Source organism: Enterobacter sp. Bisph1 (assembly GCF_000814905.1).
In the GTDB taxonomy this organism is placed as follows: domain Bacteria; phylum Pseudomonadota; class Gammaproteobacteria; order Enterobacterales; family Enterobacteriaceae; genus Kosakonia.
In genome coordinates, this window is the sequence record NZ_JXAG01000019.1 from 40,396 (window position 1) to 62,322 (window position 21,927).

A 21,927-nucleotide genomic window follows, 5' to 3' on the forward strand; every position below is an offset into this window, starting at 1 on the left:
GCCTGGTCCTTTCAATGCAAGGATTAAATTGTGCCGCAAACTTTCTCAATCAATTCCGCGGGGAACTGCATTGACTGCATGATGTGCTCGATCATGCTGCATTTACGACCCGTATTGGTGTTGGTTATGACCCAGTAAGGGGTATTGGGCACCTGTTTCGGCTTGGTTTGGTTGCCGTTTTGCAAAAGCGTTTGCTCGTTTGCGGCAAAGTATACGCGTGTGCGCCCGTGCAGAGACTCGGTGGATTCCGTAAACCCCTTTTCATCCAATAAATAGAGTGTAGACAGCACCAGCAGGAAACGATTCACCGCCTTTTTTTGTTCGGCGTATTCATCAGACAGCAGCAGCTCGCGCACGGCGCGGACTTTATCTTTGGCGCTACTGAGAGGTTTAACCTCTTCTGCGGCAGCGACGGTACGCGGCTCTTTCACCGGCATCGGGGAAGCGGCAGGCTGTGACTGGGAGACGGCGGAAAATTTCAACATGCGCCGTAAAATGTCGGATGCGCTCTCGCCAATATGCTTCGTGTGGCCGGCAATATAACTGTAGAGCTCATCATCAACTTCGATCGTTTTCATCTTCATCCAGTGCGATATTATCTGAATACAAGTGTTGGGATTATAAAGTTAAATCTCAACAGCGGATAGCGTCAAACCAGGGTGGCGGCAAAAGTAAGAGTAATGCTTAGCCTTGCAGCCGGGCGGCAGAATGTTCAACATAATAGCCTAACCCGACAGTGTGAAAAAAAGAACTTTGCTATGAAATTGAATACGCGCGCGCAAACTGCGCAGGATCCGCACAACAATTCTCCGATAGTCCTCGTTCATGGTCTTTTTGGCAGCCTTGATAACCTTGGCGTGCTCGCCCGAGAGCTGATTGCCAGTCATGATGTGCTGCAGGTGGATATGCGTAACCACGGTCTTTCCGGGCGCGCTGATGAGATGAACTACCCGGCGATGGCGCAGGATCTGCTGGATACCCTTGACGATCGGCAGATTGAGCAGGCGACGTTTATCGGTCACTCTATGGGCGGCAAAGCGGTCATGGCGCTGACGGCGCTGGCACCGGAACGCATCGACCAGCTGGTTGCCATTGATATCGCACCGGTGGACTACAAAGTGCGCCGCCATGACGAAATCTTTGCCGCTATCAATGCGGTCACGGCGGCGAATGCCACCACGCGCCAACAGGCCGCTGCGCTTATGCGTGAGCATGTTGCTGACGAGGGCGTTATTCAGTTTCTGTTAAAATCCTTCGCCGACGGCCAGTGGCGCTTTAACGTCCCGGTATTGTGGGAGCAGTACCCGCATATTGTGGGCTGGGAAACCGTGCCTGCGTGGGATAAACCGGCCCTGTTTATTTGCGGTGGTAATTCCCCTTACGTCACCGAAGCGTACAAAGAACCGCTGCTGGCGCAGTTCCCGCAGGCGCGAGCGCATGTTATTGCAGGAGCGGGCCACTGGGTGCATGCAGAAAAACCCGAAGCGGTGATGCGCGCCATCCAGCGCTATCTCACTGAAAAGACAAATTGATTAAAAAGGCGGCGACCGGTCGTTTCAGCGCGCCCGGTCGTTGGCGTGTCCGTTGTGCTGATGTATGATGGCGCGCTATTCAGCCCGGGCAGCAGCCCGATTGCTTGTTTTCCCGTAGTATGCTTAGACCATGGCTAAAGAACAAACGGACCGTACGACATTAGATCTGTTCGCGAATGAGCGTCGCCCGGGACGGCCGAAGACAAACCCGCTCTCGCGCGATGAACAGTTGCGCATCAACAAACGCAATCAGCTAAAACGCGATAAAGTTCGTGGGCTTAAGCGTGTCGAATTAAAACTGAACGTAGAAGCCGTCGATGCGTTAAATGAGCTGGCCGACGCGCGCGAGATGAGCCGCAGTGAGCTGATTGAAGAGATGTTGCTGGCACAGCTTAAGGCATTGCGCGGCTAGCGAATCCTCCGAAACCTTCCCAAAATTATACTTTCATGTGGCATACAGTGCACTCGGCGGCAATTGCTATTTTCGCCCGCTTGCCTGTTCTGCTATGATTGCCCTTATCTGTGGGCTTAGCGCCATCACCATAATCATTAAGTTTCAAGAGGTTATTTTACTCATGGCAATTATCGGTATTTTCTTCGGCAGCGACACGGGTAACACCGAAAATATCGCGAAAATGATTCAAAATCAGCTTGGTAAAGAGGTTGCCGACGTCCATGACATTGCCAAGAGCAGCAAAGAAGATTTCGCAGGCTATGACATTCTGTTGCTCGGCATTCCCACCTGGTACTACGGTGAACCGCAGAGCGATTGGGAGGATTTTTTCCCGACGCTGCAAGAAGTCGACTTTAGCGGCAAATTAGTTGCGGTGTTTGGCTGTGGCGATCAGGAAGACTACGCAGAATATTTCTGCGATGCGCTGGGCACCATTGGTACGATTGTCGAATCGCGCGGTGCGATCATTGTGGGCCACTGGCCGACTGAAGGGTATCACTTTGAAGACTCAAAAGGGCTGGTGAACAAGGATCACTTTGTGGGTCTGGCGATTGACGAAGACCGTCAGCCGGAGCTAACCACCGAGCGTGTGCAAAAATGGGTGCAACAGATTCGCGGAGAGATGCACCTCGACGAAATCCTTAATGCCTGATCTTTTTTACGGCGTAATCTGAAGGTTGCGCCGTATTAATAGATAAAAGCAATGAAAATAATTGCTACAAATTTTTAACTTTTTTCTCCATCGCTGTACAATAAGCGCAGCTCAAGCAGGTGGCCTCGCAAAGGAGTTTGCAGGTGACACCACGTTTTATAAGCTTACTTTACTTGAGGACTTGCAGTTTTCATTTAGCCATGGCAGTTCTATAATGAGACGCATTACCTCAGGTGCATTCCTTATCACTTCCCTAAGGAAGTGAATCGTAAAGCAACAGGACAGATTCCGCATGACTGACAACAATACCGCATTAAAGAAGGCCGGCCTGAAAGTCACGCTTCCTCGGTTAAAAATCCTCGAAGTGCTTCAGGAACCGGATAACCATCATGTCAGTGCGGAAGATTTATACAAACGACTGATCGACATGGGCGAAGAGATTGGGCTGGCAACGGTTTACCGCGTGTTGAACCAGTTTGATGACGCCGGCATTGTCACCCGTCATAATTTTGAAGGCGGCAAGTCCGTTTTTGAGCTGACTCAACAACATCATCACGATCACCTGATCTGCCTCGACTGCGGCAAGGTAATTGAATTCAGTGATGATTCTATCGAAGCGCGCCAGCGCGAAATCGCCGCTCAGCACGGCATTCGCCTGACCAACCACAGCCTCTACCTTTATGGCCACTGCGCCGAAGGCGATTGCCGTGAAGATGAACACGCGCACGACGCGAAATAACCCCTTATGATACGAAAAGCCAACCCGCGGGTTGGCTTTTTTTTGCCTGCGATAGGAGCAGCGGTCGAAGCTGCGCCCTGCCCCGATTAGAAAATGGTAAAGGGTGCGATGACCATAAACTTCACGTCGCGCTCATCCTGGAAAATGTTGCCATACCCCCCGCTGTAGCTCGGAATGTCGGAATGATTGTCATACTGAGTGAAGTGCAGTTTGAACATCGTGCCTTTCGCCCGGCCATCCTGCAGGGTATAAACGGCATCAAGGCTGTAAGCGGACTCTTTCAGACGATAGTTAGGATCGTACCAGGCGTCCGGCGTTGCCATATCGGCGGGTTTTGCATCCCAGGCGTAGGCGTAAGACGCGCCGAGGGTCCAGCCCGGCAGATTCCAGTTTTTCAGATCGTACATCGCGCCAAAGAACAGCGCTTTTTCGCCATCGGCATTAAAGTCGGAACGGTTATCCCACCAGATATCCAGCCGACCGTTGGACGAAGCGTAAGTTGGCGTCATACGCTGCAGGAAAAATCCCTGCTGCCCTTCGGCTTTCACCCATGTCCCTTCAAGTCGCAGATCCACCTGACCGACTTTATAGCCAAAAGTCAGCGCCTGCAGCCATGCGGTGCCGTCATAGATATCGTTTACGCCGCCATTGGCTTTATCGCGCGTACCGTAAAACTGATAGCTGGTGCTCAGCGGGCTGCCTGCAACAGCAAATTTATAACTGGCTTTAGCAAAGTATTGATCGATAAAACCTTGCGCCTGGCCAAACGCCGCTTCCAGCAGCAGGTCGTTTTTAAAATCATACTTCGCACCAAGGGAGTGCAGATAATCGACTTTTGTCGTTCTGTCGTTTCGATAGAACTTGTCCATTTCGATATGCCACGGCGATTTATACTCATTGGTCCACATATACGAGAAGCTCAGCGCCCCGGCATCGCCGTAATCAAAATTCGCCCCGACTTCCGCGCCCTGATAGGTGCCCGGCATAAAGCTCCAGTGCGGTGCTAATAATGTCTGCCCGGTTGGCTGAATATAACCGGCGCGTGCCCACACCGGACCATATTTAAATTTTGCCGCCGCTTTATACAGGCTGACGCCACTTTTATCTCCTGACCAGTCTTCTTTATAGGCTTTGTTGCTGGAAGAGAAGGCGATTTCGTTCGGGTGTGCGCTATCGCCATTTTCCGCCATCTCAATGGCCGTAAAGGCGGCGATATCAAAACCAAACATATCCGCCACGTAGCCGGACTGGAAATCCAGATTCGCATTCCATGTGCTATGTGCAAGGTTGGTTTTATATTTGTTTTCCAGCACATCTTTACGGTCACGCTCACGCTGCCAGTAATAGATGCCACCCGTCAGCGTTGAATCATCGATAAAACCCGCCGCATGTACCTGAGGCGCAACCGCCCAGCCGGATATTGCCGTGATGCTGGCGATAGCCAGCGCCAGCGCACTACGTTTGCTCGTAAACGCACGCATAAGTCATTCCTTATAGACAGAGATAAACATCGCCGGAGAAAGCGAAAAAAGTAAAAAAGTTGCGGTAGTAACGAAATCCGCCGATTTCGTTTCTGCATTAAGACTATTTTTCGCGACGCGAATTATCAATGCTTTTAAGTAACGAAATGACAGGATTATGACGAAGTGCACACATTCAGACGTACCTTGAAATATTTTACACAAAACAACGCGACCGTTAATAATATGCGGAAAAATAAAGAAAATAACCCTAAATGATAGCGATTACACATTAGGTATAACTTTTAACAGCAATAAGAATCCTATTTATTTAATGGGAATCACATCAAGGAGAAGACATATTAATTCGCGACGCGAATATTGATAAAAGGTAAAATCCTAATCGATAAGCAAAAAAAAGCGCCGCGGAGAGCGGCGCTTTCAGGCAATTGTTTCTGATTGACTTAGTTAGTCACCGATTTTTGCCCAAGTATCACGCAGGCCAACGGTGCGGTTGAAAACCAGTTTGGTAGCGGTTGCATATCGGCTATCGAGGCAGAAGTAACCTTCGCGTTCAAACTGGTAAGCTTCACCCGCCAGCGCCTGCTGCAGCGATGGTTCGCCGAAGCCTTGTTTAATAACCAGCGATTCCTGATTGATGGTCGCCAGGAAATCATCCGCAGCGCCCGGATTCGGTACGCTAAACAGACGATCGTAGAGACGGATCTCAATCGGCAGCGCGTGCTGTGCGCTTACCCAATGAATGACGCCTTTTACTTTGCGCCCATCGGCCGGATCTTTACTCAGGGTTTCGGCATCGTACGAGCAGAAAATGGTGGTGATAGTGCCTTCGGCATCTTTCTCCACGCGTTCCGCTTTGATGACGTAAGCGTTACGCAGACGCACCTCTTTACCCATCACCAGACGTTTATACTGCTTGTTGGCTTCTTCACGGAAATCAGCGCGATCGATCCAAATTTCACCGCTAAACGGCACTTCGCGGGTGCCCATTTCCGGTTTGTTCGGATGGTTCGGCATGGTGACGATTTCGCTGCCGCCCTGCGGATAATTTTCGATAACCACTTTAACCGGATCGATAACTGCCATCGCGCGCGGTGCGTTTTCATTCAGATCTTCGCGGATGCAGGATTCCAGCGAGGCCATCTCAATGGTGTTGTCCTGCTTGGTCACGCCGATACGTTTGCAGAATTCGCGAATAGACGCGGCGGTATAGCCGCGACGACGCAGACCTGAAATGGTCGGCATACGCGGATCGTCCCAGCCTTCAACATGCTTATCGGTGACCAGCAGATTGAGTTTGCGCTTGGACATCACAGTGTATTCCAGATTCAGGCGCGAAAACTCGTACTGGCGCGGGTGAACCGGAATGGTAATGTTATCCAGTACCCAATCGTACAGACGGCGGTTATCCTGGAATTCAAGCGTGCAAAGCGAATGGGTAATGCCTTCCAGCGCATCGCTGATGCAGTGGGTAAAGTCGTACATCGGATAGATGCACCACTTGTTGCCGGTCTGATGATGCTCGGCGAACTTAATGCGGTACAGCACCGGATCGCGCATCACGATAAACGGCGAAGCCATATCGATCTTCGCGCGCAGACACGCTTTCCCCTCTTCAAAGCCGCCGGCGCGCATTTTTTCAAACAGCGCCAGGTTCTCTTCTACGCTGCGATCGCGATACGGGCTGTTTTTACCCGGCGCGGTCAGCGTACCGCGGTATTCGCGGATCTCATCAGCGGAAAGCTCGTCAACGTAGGCCAGACCTTTATTGATCAGCTCAATCGCGTACTGATACAACTTGTCGAAATAATCTGATGAGTAGCAGATATCGCCAGACCAGTTGAAGCCTAACCATTGCACGTCGTTCTTAATAGATTCAACGTATTCGATGTCTTCTTTCGCCGGGTTAGTGTCATCGAAACGCAGGTTGCATTGGCCCTGGTAATCTTGCGCGATGCCAAAGTTCAGGCAAATAGATTTCGCATGGCCAATGTGCAGATAGCCATTCGGCTCCGGCGGAAAACGGGTATGAACGGTGGTGTGTTTTCCAGAGGCCAGATCTTCATCAATTATCTGGCGAATAAAGTTAGTCGGGCGGGCTTCAGCCTCACTCATCACGGGTTCCTCAAAGCGTAAACAACGTATAACGGCGTATGATCTAATAACAGCGCGCAGGAAACAACCTTTAGTTATACAAATCAGCGTTGCCTGCGGTCGTCGCTTGCAGCCTGCGGGCAGCGTGGAAGGAATAAAGCCTCCGGCGCATCATCGACTACTGGTTTCAACGCGCTGCGTCGCGCGTTGATAAAACGCAGCGCAAAAAAAAGCGGCGGAGGACACTCCCCCGCCGCTTAAGGCATTATTGCTTACTCAGGAGCGGTTAGCCTCTAATTTCAAACAGTGGCGTTTGGCCTGCAATCACCGTGCCTTGCGCTTTAATAACCAGACCGTTGAAGTCATCGATATTGCTGACCACCACCGGGCTAATCATGGAACGGGCGTTAGCATTCAGGTATTCCAAATCCATTTCGAGGATCGGTTGCCCCGCCGTCACTTCAGCGCCCTCTTCCACCAGCCGCGTAAAGCCCTGGCCGCCCAGCGCAACGGTATCGATACCCATGTGGACAACGATTTCCGCGCCTTTAGCCGTTTCCAGGCAGAACGCATGGTTGGTATTGAAGATTTTCACAATGGTACCCGCAGCCGGAGAAACCACCATTTTATCCGTCGGTTTCACCGCCACGCCGTCGCCCACCGCTTTGCTGGCGAAGGCTTCATCAGGCACCTGATCCAATGCCACCAGCTCACCGGTGACCGGCGATACCAGTTCAGCGATAAGGGTCGCGTTCGGTACTGCCTGCGGTTTTACCGCTGCCACAGGAGCCACAGGAGCCACCGCTGCGGGCGCCGCTGCACCGGCCGCCGGGACGTCGCCCGCAACTCTCATTGCGTCAGCGATTTTTTCCGCGATAAATCCGACGATGATCTGCACGCCGGTTTTGTTCAGACGAATAACGCCGGAAGCACCCAGACGTTTCGCCATTGATTCATTCACCAGCGAAGAGTCTTTTACCGATAAACGCAGACGTGTAATGCACGCATCGATACCCGTCAGGTTAGCCGAGCCGCCTACCGCCGCGATATACTGGCGCGCCAGACCGCTAACGTCCTGCTCGGCGTTGGCGCTGACATTCACATCGCGACCATCGGTTTCATCCCCGGCAACCGCCAGTTCACGACCCGGGGTCAACAGGTTGAATTTGGTGATAGTGAAACGGAACACCACGTAGTAGATAACGAAGAACACCAGCCCTTGCAGGATCAGCATCCACCAGTGGGTCGCCAGCGGGTTACGCGAGGAGAGCACCATATCCACCAGACCGGCGCTGAAGCCAAAACCGGCGATCCAGTGCATGCTTGCCGCGATAAATACGGAGATCCCCGTCAGCACGGCGTGAATCACATACAGTACCGGCGCAACGAACATGAAGGAGAACTCCAGCGGTTCGGTGATACCGGTAAAGAAGGCAGCAAACGCGCCGGCCATCATGATCCCCAGCACTTTGGCTTTATTTTCCGCACGCGCGCAGTGATAAATGGCCAGCGCCGCACCCGGCAGACCGAACATCATGATCGGGAAGAAGCCGGCCTGGTAACGGCCAGTGATACCGACCACCGCTTTACCGGCTTCGATAGACTGTGCGCCACCGAGGAAGTTAGGAATATCGTTAATGCCCGCTACGTCAAACCAGAACACGGAGTTAAGCGCGTGGTGCAGGCCGACCGGAATCAGCAGGCGGTTAAAGAAGGCGTAAACGCCCGCGCCAACGGAGCCCAGTTTCTGAATGCTCTCGCCGAAGTCCACCAGGCCCGTAAACACTACCGGCCAGATGTACATCATGATGAAGGCCACCACGATCATCACAAAGGAGGTCAGAATCGGCACCAGACGACGGCCGCTAAAGAAGGAGAGCGCTTTCGGCAGCTCAACGCTGCTAAAGCGGTTATAGAGCTCAGCGGCAATAATCCCCACCAGAATACCGACAAACTGGTTTTTAATTTTGCCAAACGCCGCCGGAACCTGATCCGCAGGAATTTTTTGGATCATCGCTACCGCCGCCGGTGAACAGAGCGTAGTCAGCACCAGGAAACCAACAAAGCCCGCCAGCGCCGCGGCACCATCTTTATCTTTTGACATACCGTAAGCGACACCGACCGCAAACAGCACGCCCATATTGTCGATAATGGCGGAACCGGACTGGATGAAAAACGCCGCCAGCGCGTTCTGTCCGCCCCAGCCGACCGGATCAATCCAGTAGCCGATCCCCATCAATATTGCCGCCGCAGGCAGCGTGGCGACAGGCACCATCAGCGCGCGGCCAATCTTTTGCAGATAACCAAGAATACTCACTTTAATTCCCCCTATGAACCCGATGCGGGCTCACTGAAACAGTCGTTTTTATTGTGTTACAAACCCTGAAGTCACGGCTATTTTCTCACTACCTGACAGAGTGTGTGAAAAATTAATTCGCCTCGCAAATTAAAAGCGTATTTTCTGTGATAAAAATCACTAACTATCGTTTATGAGCCTCCTGAATATTGGCAAACAGGCAAAACTTATTTTATGATTAAAAAAATCAGAACGGATTGCGCCCTTCTCGCTGCGGCGAACCAGGTTACGCTTAGTTTAGCGATCATGCTTTCCGCCTACACTCTTCATATTACTTTTAGAGGTGAACCATGAGATTGATCCCCCTGGCAACAGCCGAACAGGTCGGCAAATGGGCAGCACGCCATATTGTCAATCGTATCAACGCGTTTAAACCCACCGCAGACCGCCCATTTATCCTCGGTCTGCCGACCGGCGGCACGCCGCTTACCGCATACAAAGCGTTAGTTGAGATGCACAAAGCAGGCCAGGTTAGTTTCCAGCATGTGGTCACCTTCAACATGGATGAATACGTTGGCCTGCCGAAAGATCACCCGGAAAGCTATCACAGCTTTATGCACCGCAACTTCTTCGATCACGTTGATATTCCAGCTGAAAATATTAACCTGCTGGATGGCAATGCGCCGGATATCGACGCAGAATGCCGCCGTTATGAAGAAAAAATCCGCTCTTACGGTAAAATCCATTTGTTTATGGGCGGCGTAGGCAACGATGGACATATCGCGTTTAACGAACCGGCTTCTTCTCTCGCTTCGCGCACACGTATTAAAACCCTCACCCATGACACTCGCGTAGCGAACTCGCGCTTCTTTGACGGCGACGTAAATCAGGTGCCGAAATACGCACTGACCGTTGGCGTTGGCACACTGCTGGACGCGGAAGAAGTGATGATTCTGGTACTCGGCGGCGTGAAAGCGCAGGCGCTGCAAGCGGCCGTTGAAGGCAACGTTAATCATATGTGGACCATCAGCTGTCTGCAGCTGCATCCGAAAGCGGTAATCGTCTGCGATGAACCGTCTACGATGGAGCTGAAAGTTAAAACGTTGAAATATTTCAACGAACTAGAAGCGGAAAATATTAAAGGTCTGTAAGTCCGTTACCGCTGCGCGAGGCGGAACCTGCGCAGCGGTAAACCATGTTAACCGGGGGTTGTTATGTATGCTTTAACTCAGGGCCGGATTTATACCGGCCATGAAATTCTGGATGACCATGCGATCATCATCAACAATGATCTGATTGAACGTCTTTGTCCTCTGGCGGAAGTGCCGACAGGCATGGAACAACGCTCGCTGAATGGTGCCATCCTCGCCCCCGGTTTTATCGACGTCCAGCTCAACGGCTGCGGCGGCGTGCAGTTTAACGACACCGCCGAAGCCGTCAGCGTGAAAACGCTGGAGATCATGCAGCAGGCGAATGAACGCTCCGGCTGCACCAGCTTCCTGCCGACGCTTATTACCAGCAGCGACGAACTGATGAAACAGGGCGTGCAGGTGATGCGCGAGTATCTGGCGAAACACCCGCATCAGGCGCTGGGGCTTCATCTGGAAGGGCCGTGGCTGAATATTGTTAAAAAAGGCACCCATAATCCGGCTTTCGTGCGCAAACCGGATCACGCGTTGGTCGATTTCCTCTGCCAGAATGCTGATGTGATTACCAAAGTCACGCTGGCACCGGAAATGGCGGGTGACGAGGTGATTCGCCAGTTGGCAAACGCGGGCATTGTTGTTTCCGCCGGTCACTCAAATGCGACGCTAAAAGAGGCGCAAGCCGGCTTTCGCGCCGGGATCACCTTCGCCACCCATCTCTATAACGCGATGCCCTATATCACCGGACGCGAACCAGGTCTGGCGGGTGCGGTACTGGATGACGCGGATGTGTACTGCGGCGTGATTGCAGACGGGCTGCATGTCAATTACGTTAATATTCGTAATGCCAAACGGCTAAAAGGCGACAAACTGTGCCTGGTCACGGACGCCACCGCGCCCGCAGGTGCGAATATTGAGCAGTTCATTTTTGCTGGCAAAACAATATACTACCGTAATGGCCTGTGCGTGGACGAAAACGGAACGCTGAGCGGTTCAGCCCTGACGATGATCGAAGGGGTACGCAATCTGGTGGAATATGTCGGTATTGCACTGGATGAAGCGCTGCGTATGGCAACCCTGTACCCCGCGCGCGCCATTGGCGTAGACCAACAGCTCGGCAGCCTGGCCGCCGGTAAAGTAGCGAACCTGACGGCGTTCACGCGCGATTATAAAATTATTAAGACCATCGTTAACGGCAACGAGGTCGTCACTGCATAAAGAGACGGTATGACATCAGGCGGACAAGCTCAAATTGGAAACGTTGACCTCGTAAAGCAGCTTAACAGTGCGGCGGTTTACCGCCTGATTGACCAACATGGCCCTATTTCGCGCATTCAAATTGCCGAACAAAGCCAGCTTGCTCCCGCCAGCGTAACAAAAATTACGCGTCAGCTAATTGAGCGTGGGCTGATTAAAGAAGTCGATCAGCAGGCCTCTACCGGGGGCCGCCGCGCTATCTCTATTGTTACCGAAACCCGTAACTTTCAGGCAATCGGCGTGCGCCTCGGGCGCTACGACACGACGCTTACCCTATATGATCTGAGCAGTAAAGTGCTGGCAGAAGAACATTATCCCCTGCCTGAACGTACCCAGGAAACTCTGGAGCATGCGCTGCTCAATACCATCAGCCACTTTATCGAAGCCAGCCAGCGTAAGATCCGCGAACTGATCGCGATATCGGTTATTTTGCCAGGGCTTGTCGATCCGGAAAGCGGCGTAATTCGCTATATGCCGCATATTCAGGTTGAAAACTGGGGTCTGGTCGAGGCGCTGGAAAAACGTTTCAAATTAACCTGCTTTGTCGGGCACGACATTCGCAGCCTGGCGCTGGCCGAGCACTATTTTGGCGCAAGCCAGGACTGTGAAGATTCCATTCTGGTGCGAGTGCATCGCGGTACGGGTGCCGGCATCATCTCCAACGGGCGTATTTTTATCGGCCGTAACGGCAACGTCGGTGAAATTGGTCACGTACAGGTTGAACCGCTGGGTGAACGCTGCCACTGCGGCAACTTTGGCTGTCTGGAAACCATTGCCGCCAATGCGGCTATTGAGAACCGCGTTCGGCATCTGCTGGAACAGGGTTACCAGAGCCGTATGACGCTGGAGGACTGTTCGATCAAGGCTTTGTGTAAAGCCGCCAATAAAGGCGACGTGCTGGCCTGTGAAGTGATTGAGTATGTCGGTCGCCACCTCGGTAAAACTATCGCCATTGCCATCAACCTGTTTAATCCGCAAAAAGTGGTGATTGCCGGTGAGATTGTCGAGGCGGAAAAAGTGCTGCTGCCAGCCATCGAAGCCTGCATTAATGCCCAGACGCTCAAAGCGTTTCGCAAAAATCTACCGGTGGTGCCTTCCGCACTGGATCACCGCTCGGCGATTGGCGCGTTTGCGCTGGTAAAACGCGCTATGCTGAATGGTCTGCTGCTGCAACGTTTACTGGAAAATTAAGCCGCACCGGGATTCTTTTCACTCATCGCTGAGTGCAAGGGATCCCGTAAAAAATCGCCTCTGGCACACCTCTTTAATACCTCACCTGGCCGCAAACGCTTCTGGTCGAGCGAATACCCCGTAATTCAGTGCCGCACCTGGTATAACCTCACCCTCACTTACCCCAATATATTATGTTTCGTCAACGCGCCTGGATGTACACAGAAATCGTTGTCTGGAAGGGAGTAAGTGAATACGCGATTTAGCCAACAAGGAGAGTGAAAATTATGCCTGTCATACAAAAAATGCCGGTCCCCAAAGTTAAACATTTTGGTTTTTACTCTGATATCTACAGGGGGTTTGCCGATATCGCGGGTGAAAAGAATATGCCTGAGCCAGCAAAAACCCGTCTGTATAAGGGGGTTGTCTCTGGCACTGCAGGCCAAAGCGGGAACAATAATTTGTATTGTATTACCGAAGGTAGGCAGGAGGAGTTAATTGTCACTTTTTATGAACAATTATCCGGGACCGGAGAGATGGTCTATCTGTACGATAAAAATGCGCCATTCTTTACTGCCAATAGCAAATTTCTGTCCAAAATTGACACCGACAAGCCGCACCGGCTTTTTGCCACTTTTACCGGGGGAAACTCACTGTTTGCGAGCCGTGCAGCCAGCTTCGTTAGAGAAAAGCTGAAACCCTACACATTTCAAAGTGTGGTCTGGAATAGCTGGTCCTGGCTGCCGCAACGCTTCTCATTCTGTATGCCAAAGAGCTACGTTATCAGGCTGGACCTTAAGACAGGTGACGTCAGATCATTTAATACCCACCACCCTCAGGTGGAACGGTTTCTTACACGTAAAGAATTTCTGAGTGATAACCGCCTCGCGGTGAGGACCAGATTACAGTTCTGGCTAAGAGAGTGGTTTGAGGAACATAAAGAATATCTTGCCTACAAAGATAGAGCGATTGAACTAAGTCAAAAAGATCCCGCCCGATATACCATGAAGTTGTTAAGAGCCATCGGCGGTGACAACTCATATCTCCTCCTCAGCTATGAAAAATATCGAGGCTTTGAGAATGACATGGCTATTGCCGCTGACGACCAGACGGAATTCCTTATTCTTTTACCGGATGCCGAATACGCATTACCAAAAGGTAGAGAGCAAGAGAAATCGCCGGTCGAGAACAAAGAGGCATTTATATTTGAAAAGCCAACAACAACTCCGCTGCAGCGTCGTAAGGTAAAGAAAATCTCCGTTATGCAAGCGCCGGTCAGAGCCTCCGCCGTTCCCTTTCATCGCACTGAATCTGTCTATACGGTAGAGGAGAGTCAATTATTTACTTTGCAACGTAATCTTTTGACTGACTATTGCGGGAAAGAGGCGAAAGACACGCTCTCACATATTGAGGTCATTAAAGCAGATTTGGCCGCCGGGCGGTTGCCAACAAAAAGTGTTGAACACTATCTGGTCGCCGATCTTCCCGCCTTAAGCCGCAGTAAAGGCCGCGGAGCATGGAGACTGTTAATTATCCGTAATCAAAAGGTATTAACCCTTCACATTATTGCCGACTATCACGACGGAACCTGGAAGCAATGGAGTTAACTAACATTTTGCTGTATCGGTTTACTTGAAGGTGAACGTGTTTATGTTAATCCCGTCGATGGCGGCAGCAGCAAGCAGAATCCGTAATCGATATACGACGGATTCTGTCTGCGGCAACGGTTGCTGGAAAACTGAACGGCACCGGAGATTTTACTCACTTAACGCTGAGGGAAAAAGCACCCTTTAAAAAGCCAAAATCAGCATCCCTTGTTTACCGTATCAAATTGCTGGCCAGGCAATTAGCCCTCGAATTCAGTGCCGCACCTGGTACAAAATTCCCCTCACTTAGCGCAATATATTTTTTATCAGCGAGCCCTGAATATATGCGGTAAACGTGTTCAAGAAGAGAGCGAATGAAGACTCGCTTTCAATAACAAGGAGCGTGAAAATTATGCCAGCGTCCAAAAGAATGCCTGTTCCCAAAGTTAAACATTTTGGTTTTTATTTTGATATCGACAGAGGGTTTGCGGATATCACGGATGAAAAAAACCTTCCTATACCAGAAAAAACCCTACTTAGTGAGGGCGTTAATTCTGGAATCGCAGGCCAAACTGAATACAATAATTTATATTGCATCAGTACCGGTTTTCAAGATGAGTTAATTATCGCTTTCTATGAGCAATTATCCGGGTACGGGGAATTAATCTATCTTCACGAAGATAATACGGAATATTTTACTGAATGTAGCAAATTCTTGTCTAAAATTGATATCTCAAAGCCGCACCGACTTTTTGCCACCTTTACCGGGGGAAATGCGCTGCTGGCGAGTCGTGCAGCGAGGCTCGTTACCCTCCAGCTGAAAGATTATACTTTTCAGCGTGTCGTCTGGAACACCTGGTCCTGGCTCCCGCCGATATTCACAGTATGTGTGATAAAGGAATACGTTGTCAGGCTGGATCTTAACACTGGCGATGTCAAATCATTTGCTACGAATTACAACCAGGTTGAAAGATTTATCCGCCGCAAAGGATTTGCAGTGGATATCTGCTTTGCAGCGAGGGAAAAGTTAGATAAATGGTTAAAAGATTGGTTTGATAAAAATAAAGAATATGCTGCCTATAAAGAAAAGGCGCTCCTTCTTAACCAAAAAGATCCCAACGTATATTCAATGAAGATGTTTGAATCGCTCACCGGCGAGCCGGCACGTCTCCTTGCAAGCTATGAAAAAGATCGATATTTCTGTCATGAAAACGACATCATCTCCCATCCCACAACGGAAATACTTATTATGCTGCCGAGTGAAATCTATGACTTGCCTAAAGGAATAGAACAAGTTAAACAGCCAGCTGCTGAAAAGGAGGGTTTCATATTTGAAAAACCTATAACGACTCAGCCGCAGCGGCGCAACGTAAAGAAAGCGCCTGTTAAGGAAATGCGGATCAAACCCTCCGCCGTATCCTTTCACCGTACAGAATCTCTCTATACGGTACAGGAAAGTGAAATGTTTAATGCACAACGTAATCTTCTGGATAACTACTATGGAGAAGAGGCACAACACACGCTCTCACATATTGAGGTCATTAAAAACGATTTAGCCACGGGGCGGTTACCCAGAAAAAGTGTTGAACATTACTTTGTCGCCGATCTTCCCGCCTTAAGCCGCAGTAAAGGCCGCGGCGCATGGAGACTGTTAATTACCCGTAATCAAAAGGTATTAACCCTTCACATTATCGCCGACTATCACGACGGAACCTGGATACAGTGGAGTTAACGTTCCACGTTATAAACATTTCGCTCTACCGGCTTACGTAAAGAAGCGCGCATGTATGTTTGCGCCGTCGAAGGGGCATGCTTGCAAACCGAGTACAACAGTATACAGAATCATTTCCGTATAGGATCACGGCCCGGCGCCTGGTGCGTTTGCCCTGCTCAACACGTCATGAGGAATGGCTTACTACTGCAAAGTTTACTGAAAAGCTGAGCCGAACCGGGGATCCTGCTCACGTAAAGCTGGGTTAAAAGGGATCCTCGTAAAAATCAACCTCAGCGAACCTTATTAACTCCTCAGATTGCTGGCCGAGCTATTACCCGTATAATTCAGTGCCGCACCTGGTACAAAATCCTTCGCAATTAATCCAATATATTTGGTTTCATCAACGAGTCCTGAATGTACGTGATAATCGTGGTCAGTAAGAGAGCGAAAGAATAGTCGATTTAATAATAAGGAGGATGAAATTTATGCCGGTCACACAAAGAATGTCCGTACCAAAAGTTAAACATTTTGGTTTTTATTTTGATATCGACAGTGGGTTTGCTGACATTGCCGGTAAAAAAAATTTGCCTGTGCCAGCAAAAACTCTTCTTACCAAAGGGGCTGTCTATGGTACCGCAGATGAAACCGGGAACAATAATTTGTACAGCTTCACTGACGGTTTTCAAGATGAGTTAATTATCACTCTCTACGAGCAATTATCCGGGACCGGGGAGATGGTCTATTTGCACGAAAATAATCCGGATTTTTTTACTAAACGTAGCAAATTTTTGTCTAAAATTGACCCTATCAGGCCGCATCGGCTTTTTGCCACCTTTACCGGAGGAAACTCATTGTGGGCCAGCCATGCCGCCAGGTTCGTTGGTCAACAGCTAAAACAGTACGACTTTCAAAGTGTGGTCTGGAATACCTGGTCCTGGCTCCCACCACGTTTCTCTTTTTGCATGTTAACTAGCTACGTCGTCAGGCTGGACCTGAAGACAGGTGACGTCAAATCATTCAAAACTAATTGCGGTCAGGTTGAAAGATTTCTTTTGCGCAATAATTTCCTCGAATATAACCGCCTTGCGGTAAGGGAAAGCAGAAATTGTTGGCTAAGAGAGTGGTTTGATAATAATAAGGAATTTTCGGCCTTCAGGAAGAGAGCGCTTGAATTGAGTCAAAAAGATCCCTCCCGATATACATTTAAGATGTTGTCGGCCCTCGACGGTGACAACTCCTTCCTCCTCCTCTACTACGAAAAATATCGAAACTTCCCGCACGATATAGCTATTGCCAGTGACCCCTATACGGAGTTCCTTATTCTATTGCCGAATACAGATTATGCCTTACCACAAGGATGGGAACAAAATAAATTACCGGCCGAGAACAAGTCGTCGTTTATATTTGAACAGCCAACAGTAGAGCAACCACAGCGGCGGCATGTAAAAAAAGAATCGGTTACGCAAGTGCGAGTCAAACCCTCCGCGATATTATTACATTACGCTGAATCGCCCTATACGATCCAGGAAAGTGAGATGTTCAGTGCCCAACGAAAGTTGTTGATTAACTACTGTGGAAAAGAGGCGAAAGAGACGCTCGCACGTATTAATTCAATTGTAACCGATTTGGCCGCCGGGCGGTTACCCAGAAAAAGCGTTGAACATTATTTTGTTGCTGACCTGCCCACGTTAAGTCGTAATAAAGGCCGTGGCGCATGGCGACTGTTAATTACCCGTAAGGGGAAGGTATTAACCCTGTATGTTATCGCCGACTATCACAACGGAATCTGGAAGCAGTGGAGTTAACCTTCGACGTCAGAAATATTTCGTTTTAACGGTTTACCTGACGATAAGCATGTTTATATTCTCTCCGTCAAAGTGGAAGAGCGCGAGTAAATAGTCGATGCAAATAACAAGGAGCGTGCAATTATGCCCATCACTCAAAAAATACCGGTACCACAGGTTAAACATTTTGGCTTTTACTTCGATATTGACAGAGGGCTTGCGGATATCGCAGGTAAAAAAAATATGCCTGTACCAGAGAAAACCCGGTTGGGTAAAGGAGCCCTTTCAGGCACCGCAGGTCAAAGCGGGTCTAATAATTTGTATTGCATGAGCGACGGTCATCAAGATGAGTTAATCGTCACCTTCTATGAGCAATTATCAGGGTACGGGGAGTTAATCTATCTGCACGAAAATAGTGAAGATTTTTTTACTCAAAACAGCAAATTTCTCGCTAAAATCGACATCTCAAAGCCGCACCGACTTTTTGCCACCTTTACCGGGGGAAACTCATTGCTGGCCAGTCGTGCAGCCAGATTCGTTAGCGAAAAACTTAAACCCTACACATTTCAAAGCGTCGTCTGGAATACCTGGTCCTGGCTTCCGCAAGCCTTCTCCTTATGTCTAATAAAGAATTATATCGTCAGGCTGGATCTCACCACCGGCAACGTCAAATCCTTTGCTACAAGTTATGACCAGGTTGACAAATTTACTCGCCGCAAAGGATTTATACTGCATAACCGGAATGCCGTAAGGGAAAACTTAGAAAAATGGTTAAAGGGGTGGTTTGATAAAAATAAAGAATATGCTGCCTATAAAGAAAAAGCGATCCTGTTTAGCCAAAAAGATCCTAACTTATATTTAATGAAGATGTTTGAATCCACCGAGAATAGCAAAACATATATTCTCTTCAGCTATGAAAGAGATCGACATTGCTGGTGTGACGAAGACATCATTGCCCATCCCACGACAGAATTCCTTATTATGCTGCCAGGGGAAGTCTATGCGTTACCTAAGGGAAAAGAACAAGACAAATTGCCAGCCGAGAACAAGGAGGCAATGATATTTGAAAAACCAACAGCGACTCAACCGCAGCGGCGCAACGTAAAGAAGGCACCTGTTAAGCAAGTGCGGGCGCAACCCTCCGCCGTTTCCTTTCAATGCAAAGAACCTCTCTATACGGTACAGGAAAGTGAAATGTTTAGTGCGCAACGTAATCTTTTGAATAAATACTGTGGAGTTGAGGCGCAACACACGCTCACACATATTGAGGTCATTAAAAATGATTTGGCAGCAGGACGGTTACCCAGAAAAAGCGTTGAACATTATTTTGTTGCCGATCTACCAACCTTAAGTCGCAGCAAAGGCCGCGGCGCGTGGCGACTGCTAATTACCCGTAAAGGAAAGGTATTAACCCTTCACATGATTGTCGACTATCACGACGGAACCTGGACGCAGTGGTGTTAACCTTCAATATGATAAACATTTTTCGCGATCGCTTGCCTTACAAGCGATCGCGCTGTCTGTTAGGGTCATCAAAAGGAATTGCGGGCAAACAGAGCGCGGTAGCGCAAAAGATTCGTCATTAATGATGAATGTCGGACCCGTGTACCGCAAAAGGCGCATTCGCGCTGGTTTAGGCTAAAATGCCTTAGTCATTTTTTTAGCTGACAAAACAACGAGAATCTTCAATAAAAATCGCGTTATTTTGACGATTCATCAATTTCTACGCCTGTATCACCCTCATTTTTTCAGCATTCGATAATCACTATTGCGTTATTTCTTTTACGCACGGTAAAAGGCTTGCGCCCTGCCCCGCTTTTGCGGCATTTTGACTACCAGCAGACAACAATACAGCATTGCCCTCAAGGTTAACGGAGAAGTCTATGTGTTCAATTTTTGGCGTACTGGATATTAAAACCGACGCGGTCGAGTTACGTAAAAAAGCGCTGGAATTATCCCGCCTGATGCGCCATCGCGGCCCGGACTGGTCCGGCGTTTATGCCAGCGATAAAGCGATTCTGGCCCACGAACGTCTCTCCATCGTCGACGTTAACGCCGGCGCGCAGCCGCTGTACAACGAAAAGAAAACACATGCGCTGGCGGTCAACGGTGAAATCTATAACCACCAGGCGCTGCGCGCAGAATATGGCGACCGTTACGCTTTCCAGACCGGCTCCGACTGCGAAGTGATCCTCGCCCTGTATCAGGAAAAGGGTCCGGCGTTTCTCGATGAACTGCAAGGCATGTTTGCTTTCGTACTATACGACAGCGAAAAAGAGGCGTATCTGATTGGCCGCGATCATATCGGTATTATCCCGCTGTATATGGGTCACGATGAGCACGGCAACTTATATGTCGCATCGGAAATGAAAGCGCTGGTTCCCGTTTGCCGCACTATTAAAGAGTTCCCGGCGGGCAGCTACCTGTGGAGCAAAGAGGGTGAAATCCGCTCTTACTACCAGCGCGACTGGTTTGATTATGATGCGGTAAAAGACAACGTTACCGATAAAGCCGAACTGCGTCAGGCGCTGGAAGATGCGGTCAAGAGCCACCTGATGTCTGATGTACCCTATGGCGTGCTGCTTTCAGGCGGTCTGGACTCGTCGGTCATCTCAGCTATCACCAAAAAATTCGCCGCCCGTCGCGTGGAAGATCAGGAAAAATCAGAAGCCTGGTGGCCGCAGCTGCACTCCTTTGCGGTTGGTCTGAAAGGCGCGCCGGATCTGAAAGCAGCGCAGGAAGTGGCAAACCATCTTGGCACCGTACACCATGAAATTCATTTCACCGTGCAGGAAGGGCTGGATGCCATTCGTGATGTCATTTACCACATTGAAACTTACGACGTCACCACCATCCGTGCATCGACGCCGATGTATCTGATGTCACGCAAGATCAAAGCGATGGGCATCAAAATGGTGCTCTCCGGTGAAGGTTCCGATGAAGTGTTTGGCGGCTACCTCTATTTCCATAAAGCGCCGGATGCCAAAGAACTGCATGAAGAAACCGTGCGTAAGTTACAGGCGCTGCATATGTTTGACTGCGCCCGCGCCAACAAAGCGATGTCCGCCTGGGGCGTAGAAGCACGCGTACCGTTCCTGGATAAGAATTTCCTCGACGTCGCCATGCGTATTAACCCGCAGGACAAAATGTGCGGCAGCAACGGCAAGATGGAGAAACACATTCTGCGCGAATGTTTTGAATCCTACCTGCCGGCTAGCGTCGCATGGCGGCAGAAAGAGCAGTTCTCCGACGGCGTCGGTTACAGCTGGATTGATACGCTGAAAGAAGTGGCGGCGCAGCAGGTGACGGATCAGCAACTGGCAACCGCCAGCTACCGTTTCCCGTATAACACGCCGGCGTCGAAAGAAGCGTATCTGTACCGTGAGATTTTTGAAGAGCTGTTCCCACTGCCAAGCGCGGCAGAATGCGTTCCCGGCGGTCCGTCGGTGGCCTGTTCTTCCGCTAAAGCCTTCGAATGGGATGAAGCGTTCAAAACCATGAACGATCCGTCAGGCCGTGCGGTGGGAATCCACCAGTCAGCTTATTAATATTTAACTGTTAATCTTACAGGCCCTGCGGGGTCTGTTGTTTTTTGTACGCTGATTTAATACATAAAATCGATTTTTGCCGAATTTAGCGCCATGCTGTTCGCAACCTAACCAAACAGTCACATTCCGGCAATTTTCGATGAAAAAGGTATTGACGCTGTCAGGCCCAATACGCATAATGCGCCCCGCAACGCCGATAAGGTAACGCGAAAAAAAGATGGCTACGTAGCTCAGCTGGTTAGAGCACAGCACTCATAATGCTGGGGTCACAGGTTCGATTCCCGTCGTAGCCACCATCTTTTTTTGCGGGAGTGGCGAAATTGGTAGACGCACCAGATTTAGGTTCTGGCGCCGCAAGGTGTGCGAGTTCAAGTCTCGCCTCCCGCACCATTCCCAGGACGCGTTGCACGGATGGGGTATCGCCAAGCGGTAAGGCACCGGTTTTTGATACCGGCATTCCCTGGTTCGAATCCAG

At 49.9% G+C, this 21,927-nt stretch carries 16 protein-coding genes and 2 tRNA genes; 14 read left to right on the top strand and 4 right to left on the bottom strand.

Going from position 1 to position 21,927, the window contains the following annotated elements:
* Window positions 1-23: 23 nt before the first annotated feature.
* Complete coding sequence (gene seqA, locus RW65_RS22520; RefSeq protein WP_039054845.1) at window positions 24-578, bottom strand: replication initiation negative regulator SeqA; 555 nt, start codon at window positions 576-578, stop codon at window positions 24-26.
* 180 nt (window positions 579-758) lie between these two features.
* On the opposite strand from seqA, the gene ybfF reads away from it, so the two are divergent.
* The 4 genes from ybfF to fur all read left to right on the top strand — a co-directional run bounded on the left by ybfF (window position 759) and on the right by fur (window position 3,377).
* Window positions 759-1,532, top strand: coding sequence for an esterase (ybfF, locus tag RW65_RS01330; RefSeq protein ID WP_039054846.1), 774 nt, complete (start codon window positions 759-761; stop codon window positions 1,530-1,532).
* Window positions 1,533-1,662: 130 nt separating this feature from the next.
* On the top strand, window positions 1,663-1,944 hold the full coding sequence (ybfE, locus tag RW65_RS01335) for a LexA regulated protein (protein WP_039054847.1): 282 nt from the start codon (window positions 1,663-1,665) through the stop codon (window positions 1,942-1,944).
* Between the two features lie 163 nt (window positions 1,945-2,107).
* The gene (gene fldA, locus RW65_RS01340; protein WP_197058854.1) at window positions 2,108-2,638 is read left to right on the top strand and encodes a flavodoxin FldA; all 531 of its coding nucleotides are present in this window, start codon (window positions 2,108-2,110) and stop codon (window positions 2,636-2,638) included.
* 292 nt (window positions 2,639-2,930) lie between these two features.
* The gene (fur, locus tag RW65_RS01345; protein ID WP_039054849.1) at window positions 2,931-3,377 is read left to right on the top strand and encodes a ferric iron uptake transcriptional regulator; all 447 of its coding nucleotides are present in this window, start codon (window positions 2,931-2,933) and stop codon (window positions 3,375-3,377) included.
* Between the two features lie 86 nt (window positions 3,378-3,463).
* Here fur and chiP read toward each other — a convergent pair whose 3' ends face one another.
* From chiP to nagE, 3 genes are all read right to left on the bottom strand, one after another.
* Complete coding sequence (gene chiP, locus RW65_RS01350) at window positions 3,464-4,858, bottom strand: chitoporin ChiP (RefSeq protein WP_039054850.1); 1,395 nt, start codon at window positions 4,856-4,858, stop codon at window positions 3,464-3,466.
* Between the two features lie 447 nt (window positions 4,859-5,305).
* Window positions 5,306-6,973, bottom strand: coding sequence for a glutamine--tRNA ligase (gene glnS, locus RW65_RS01355; protein WP_039054851.1), 1,668 nt, complete (start codon window positions 6,971-6,973; stop codon window positions 5,306-5,308).
* 265 nt (window positions 6,974-7,238) lie between these two features.
* The gene (nagE, locus tag RW65_RS01360; RefSeq protein ID WP_039054852.1) at window positions 7,239-9,269 is read right to left on the bottom strand and encodes an N-acetylglucosamine-specific PTS transporter subunit IIBC; all 2,031 of its coding nucleotides are present in this window, start codon (window positions 9,267-9,269) and stop codon (window positions 7,239-7,241) included.
* A 329-nt stretch (window positions 9,270-9,598) separates the two neighbouring features.
* Between nagE and nagB the strand changes: the two genes are divergently transcribed.
* The 10 genes from nagB (at window position 9,599) to RW65_RS01415 (ending at window position 21,842) form a co-directional block, all read left to right on the top strand.
* The gene (nagB, locus tag RW65_RS01365; RefSeq protein WP_017455911.1) at window positions 9,599-10,399 is read left to right on the top strand and encodes a glucosamine-6-phosphate deaminase; all 801 of its coding nucleotides are present in this window, start codon (window positions 9,599-9,601) and stop codon (window positions 10,397-10,399) included.
* 63 nt (window positions 10,400-10,462) lie between these two features.
* Window positions 10,463-11,611: an N-acetylglucosamine-6-phosphate deacetylase gene (gene nagA / locus RW65_RS01370; RefSeq protein ID WP_039054853.1), complete on the top strand. Its 1,149-nt coding sequence runs from the start codon at window positions 10,463-10,465 to the stop codon at window positions 11,609-11,611.
* 9 nt (window positions 11,612-11,620) lie between these two features.
* The gene (nagC, locus tag RW65_RS01375) at window positions 11,621-12,841 is read left to right on the top strand and encodes a DNA-binding transcriptional regulator NagC (RefSeq protein WP_039054854.1); all 1,221 of its coding nucleotides are present in this window, start codon (window positions 11,621-11,623) and stop codon (window positions 12,839-12,841) included.
* A 266-nt stretch (window positions 12,842-13,107) separates the two neighbouring features.
* A complete protein-coding gene (locus tag RW65_RS01380; protein WP_039054855.1) occupies window positions 13,108-14,427 on the top strand; it encodes a hypothetical protein in 1,320 nt (439 codons plus the stop codon).
* A 391-nt stretch (window positions 14,428-14,818) separates the two neighbouring features.
* On the top strand, window positions 14,819-16,138 hold the full coding sequence (locus tag RW65_RS01385) for a hypothetical protein (RefSeq protein WP_039054856.1): 1,320 nt from the start codon (window positions 14,819-14,821) through the stop codon (window positions 16,136-16,138).
* A 467-nt stretch (window positions 16,139-16,605) separates the two neighbouring features.
* Window positions 16,606-17,925: a hypothetical protein gene (locus tag RW65_RS01390; protein WP_039054857.1), complete on the top strand. Its 1,320-nt coding sequence runs from the start codon at window positions 16,606-16,608 to the stop codon at window positions 17,923-17,925.
* A gap of 123 nt (window positions 17,926-18,048) precedes the next feature.
* Window positions 18,049-19,368 carry a hypothetical protein gene (locus RW65_RS01395; protein WP_039054858.1) on the top strand — a complete coding sequence of 440 codons (1,320 nt, stop codon included), beginning with the start codon at window positions 18,049-18,051 and terminating at the stop codon, window positions 19,366-19,368.
* A 419-nt stretch (window positions 19,369-19,787) separates the two neighbouring features.
* Window positions 19,788-21,452 (top strand): asparagine synthase B, encoded by a 1,665-nt coding sequence (gene asnB, locus RW65_RS01400; RefSeq protein ID WP_039054859.1) that lies wholly within the window; start codon window positions 19,788-19,790, stop codon window positions 21,450-21,452.
* 219 nt (window positions 21,453-21,671) lie between these two features.
* Window positions 21,672-21,748: transfer RNA gene (locus RW65_RS01410), tRNA-Met, on the top strand.
* 9 nt (window positions 21,749-21,757) lie between these two features.
* Window positions 21,758-21,842, top strand: a tRNA-Leu gene (locus RW65_RS01415).
* Window positions 21,843-21,927: the final 85 nt, after the last annotated feature.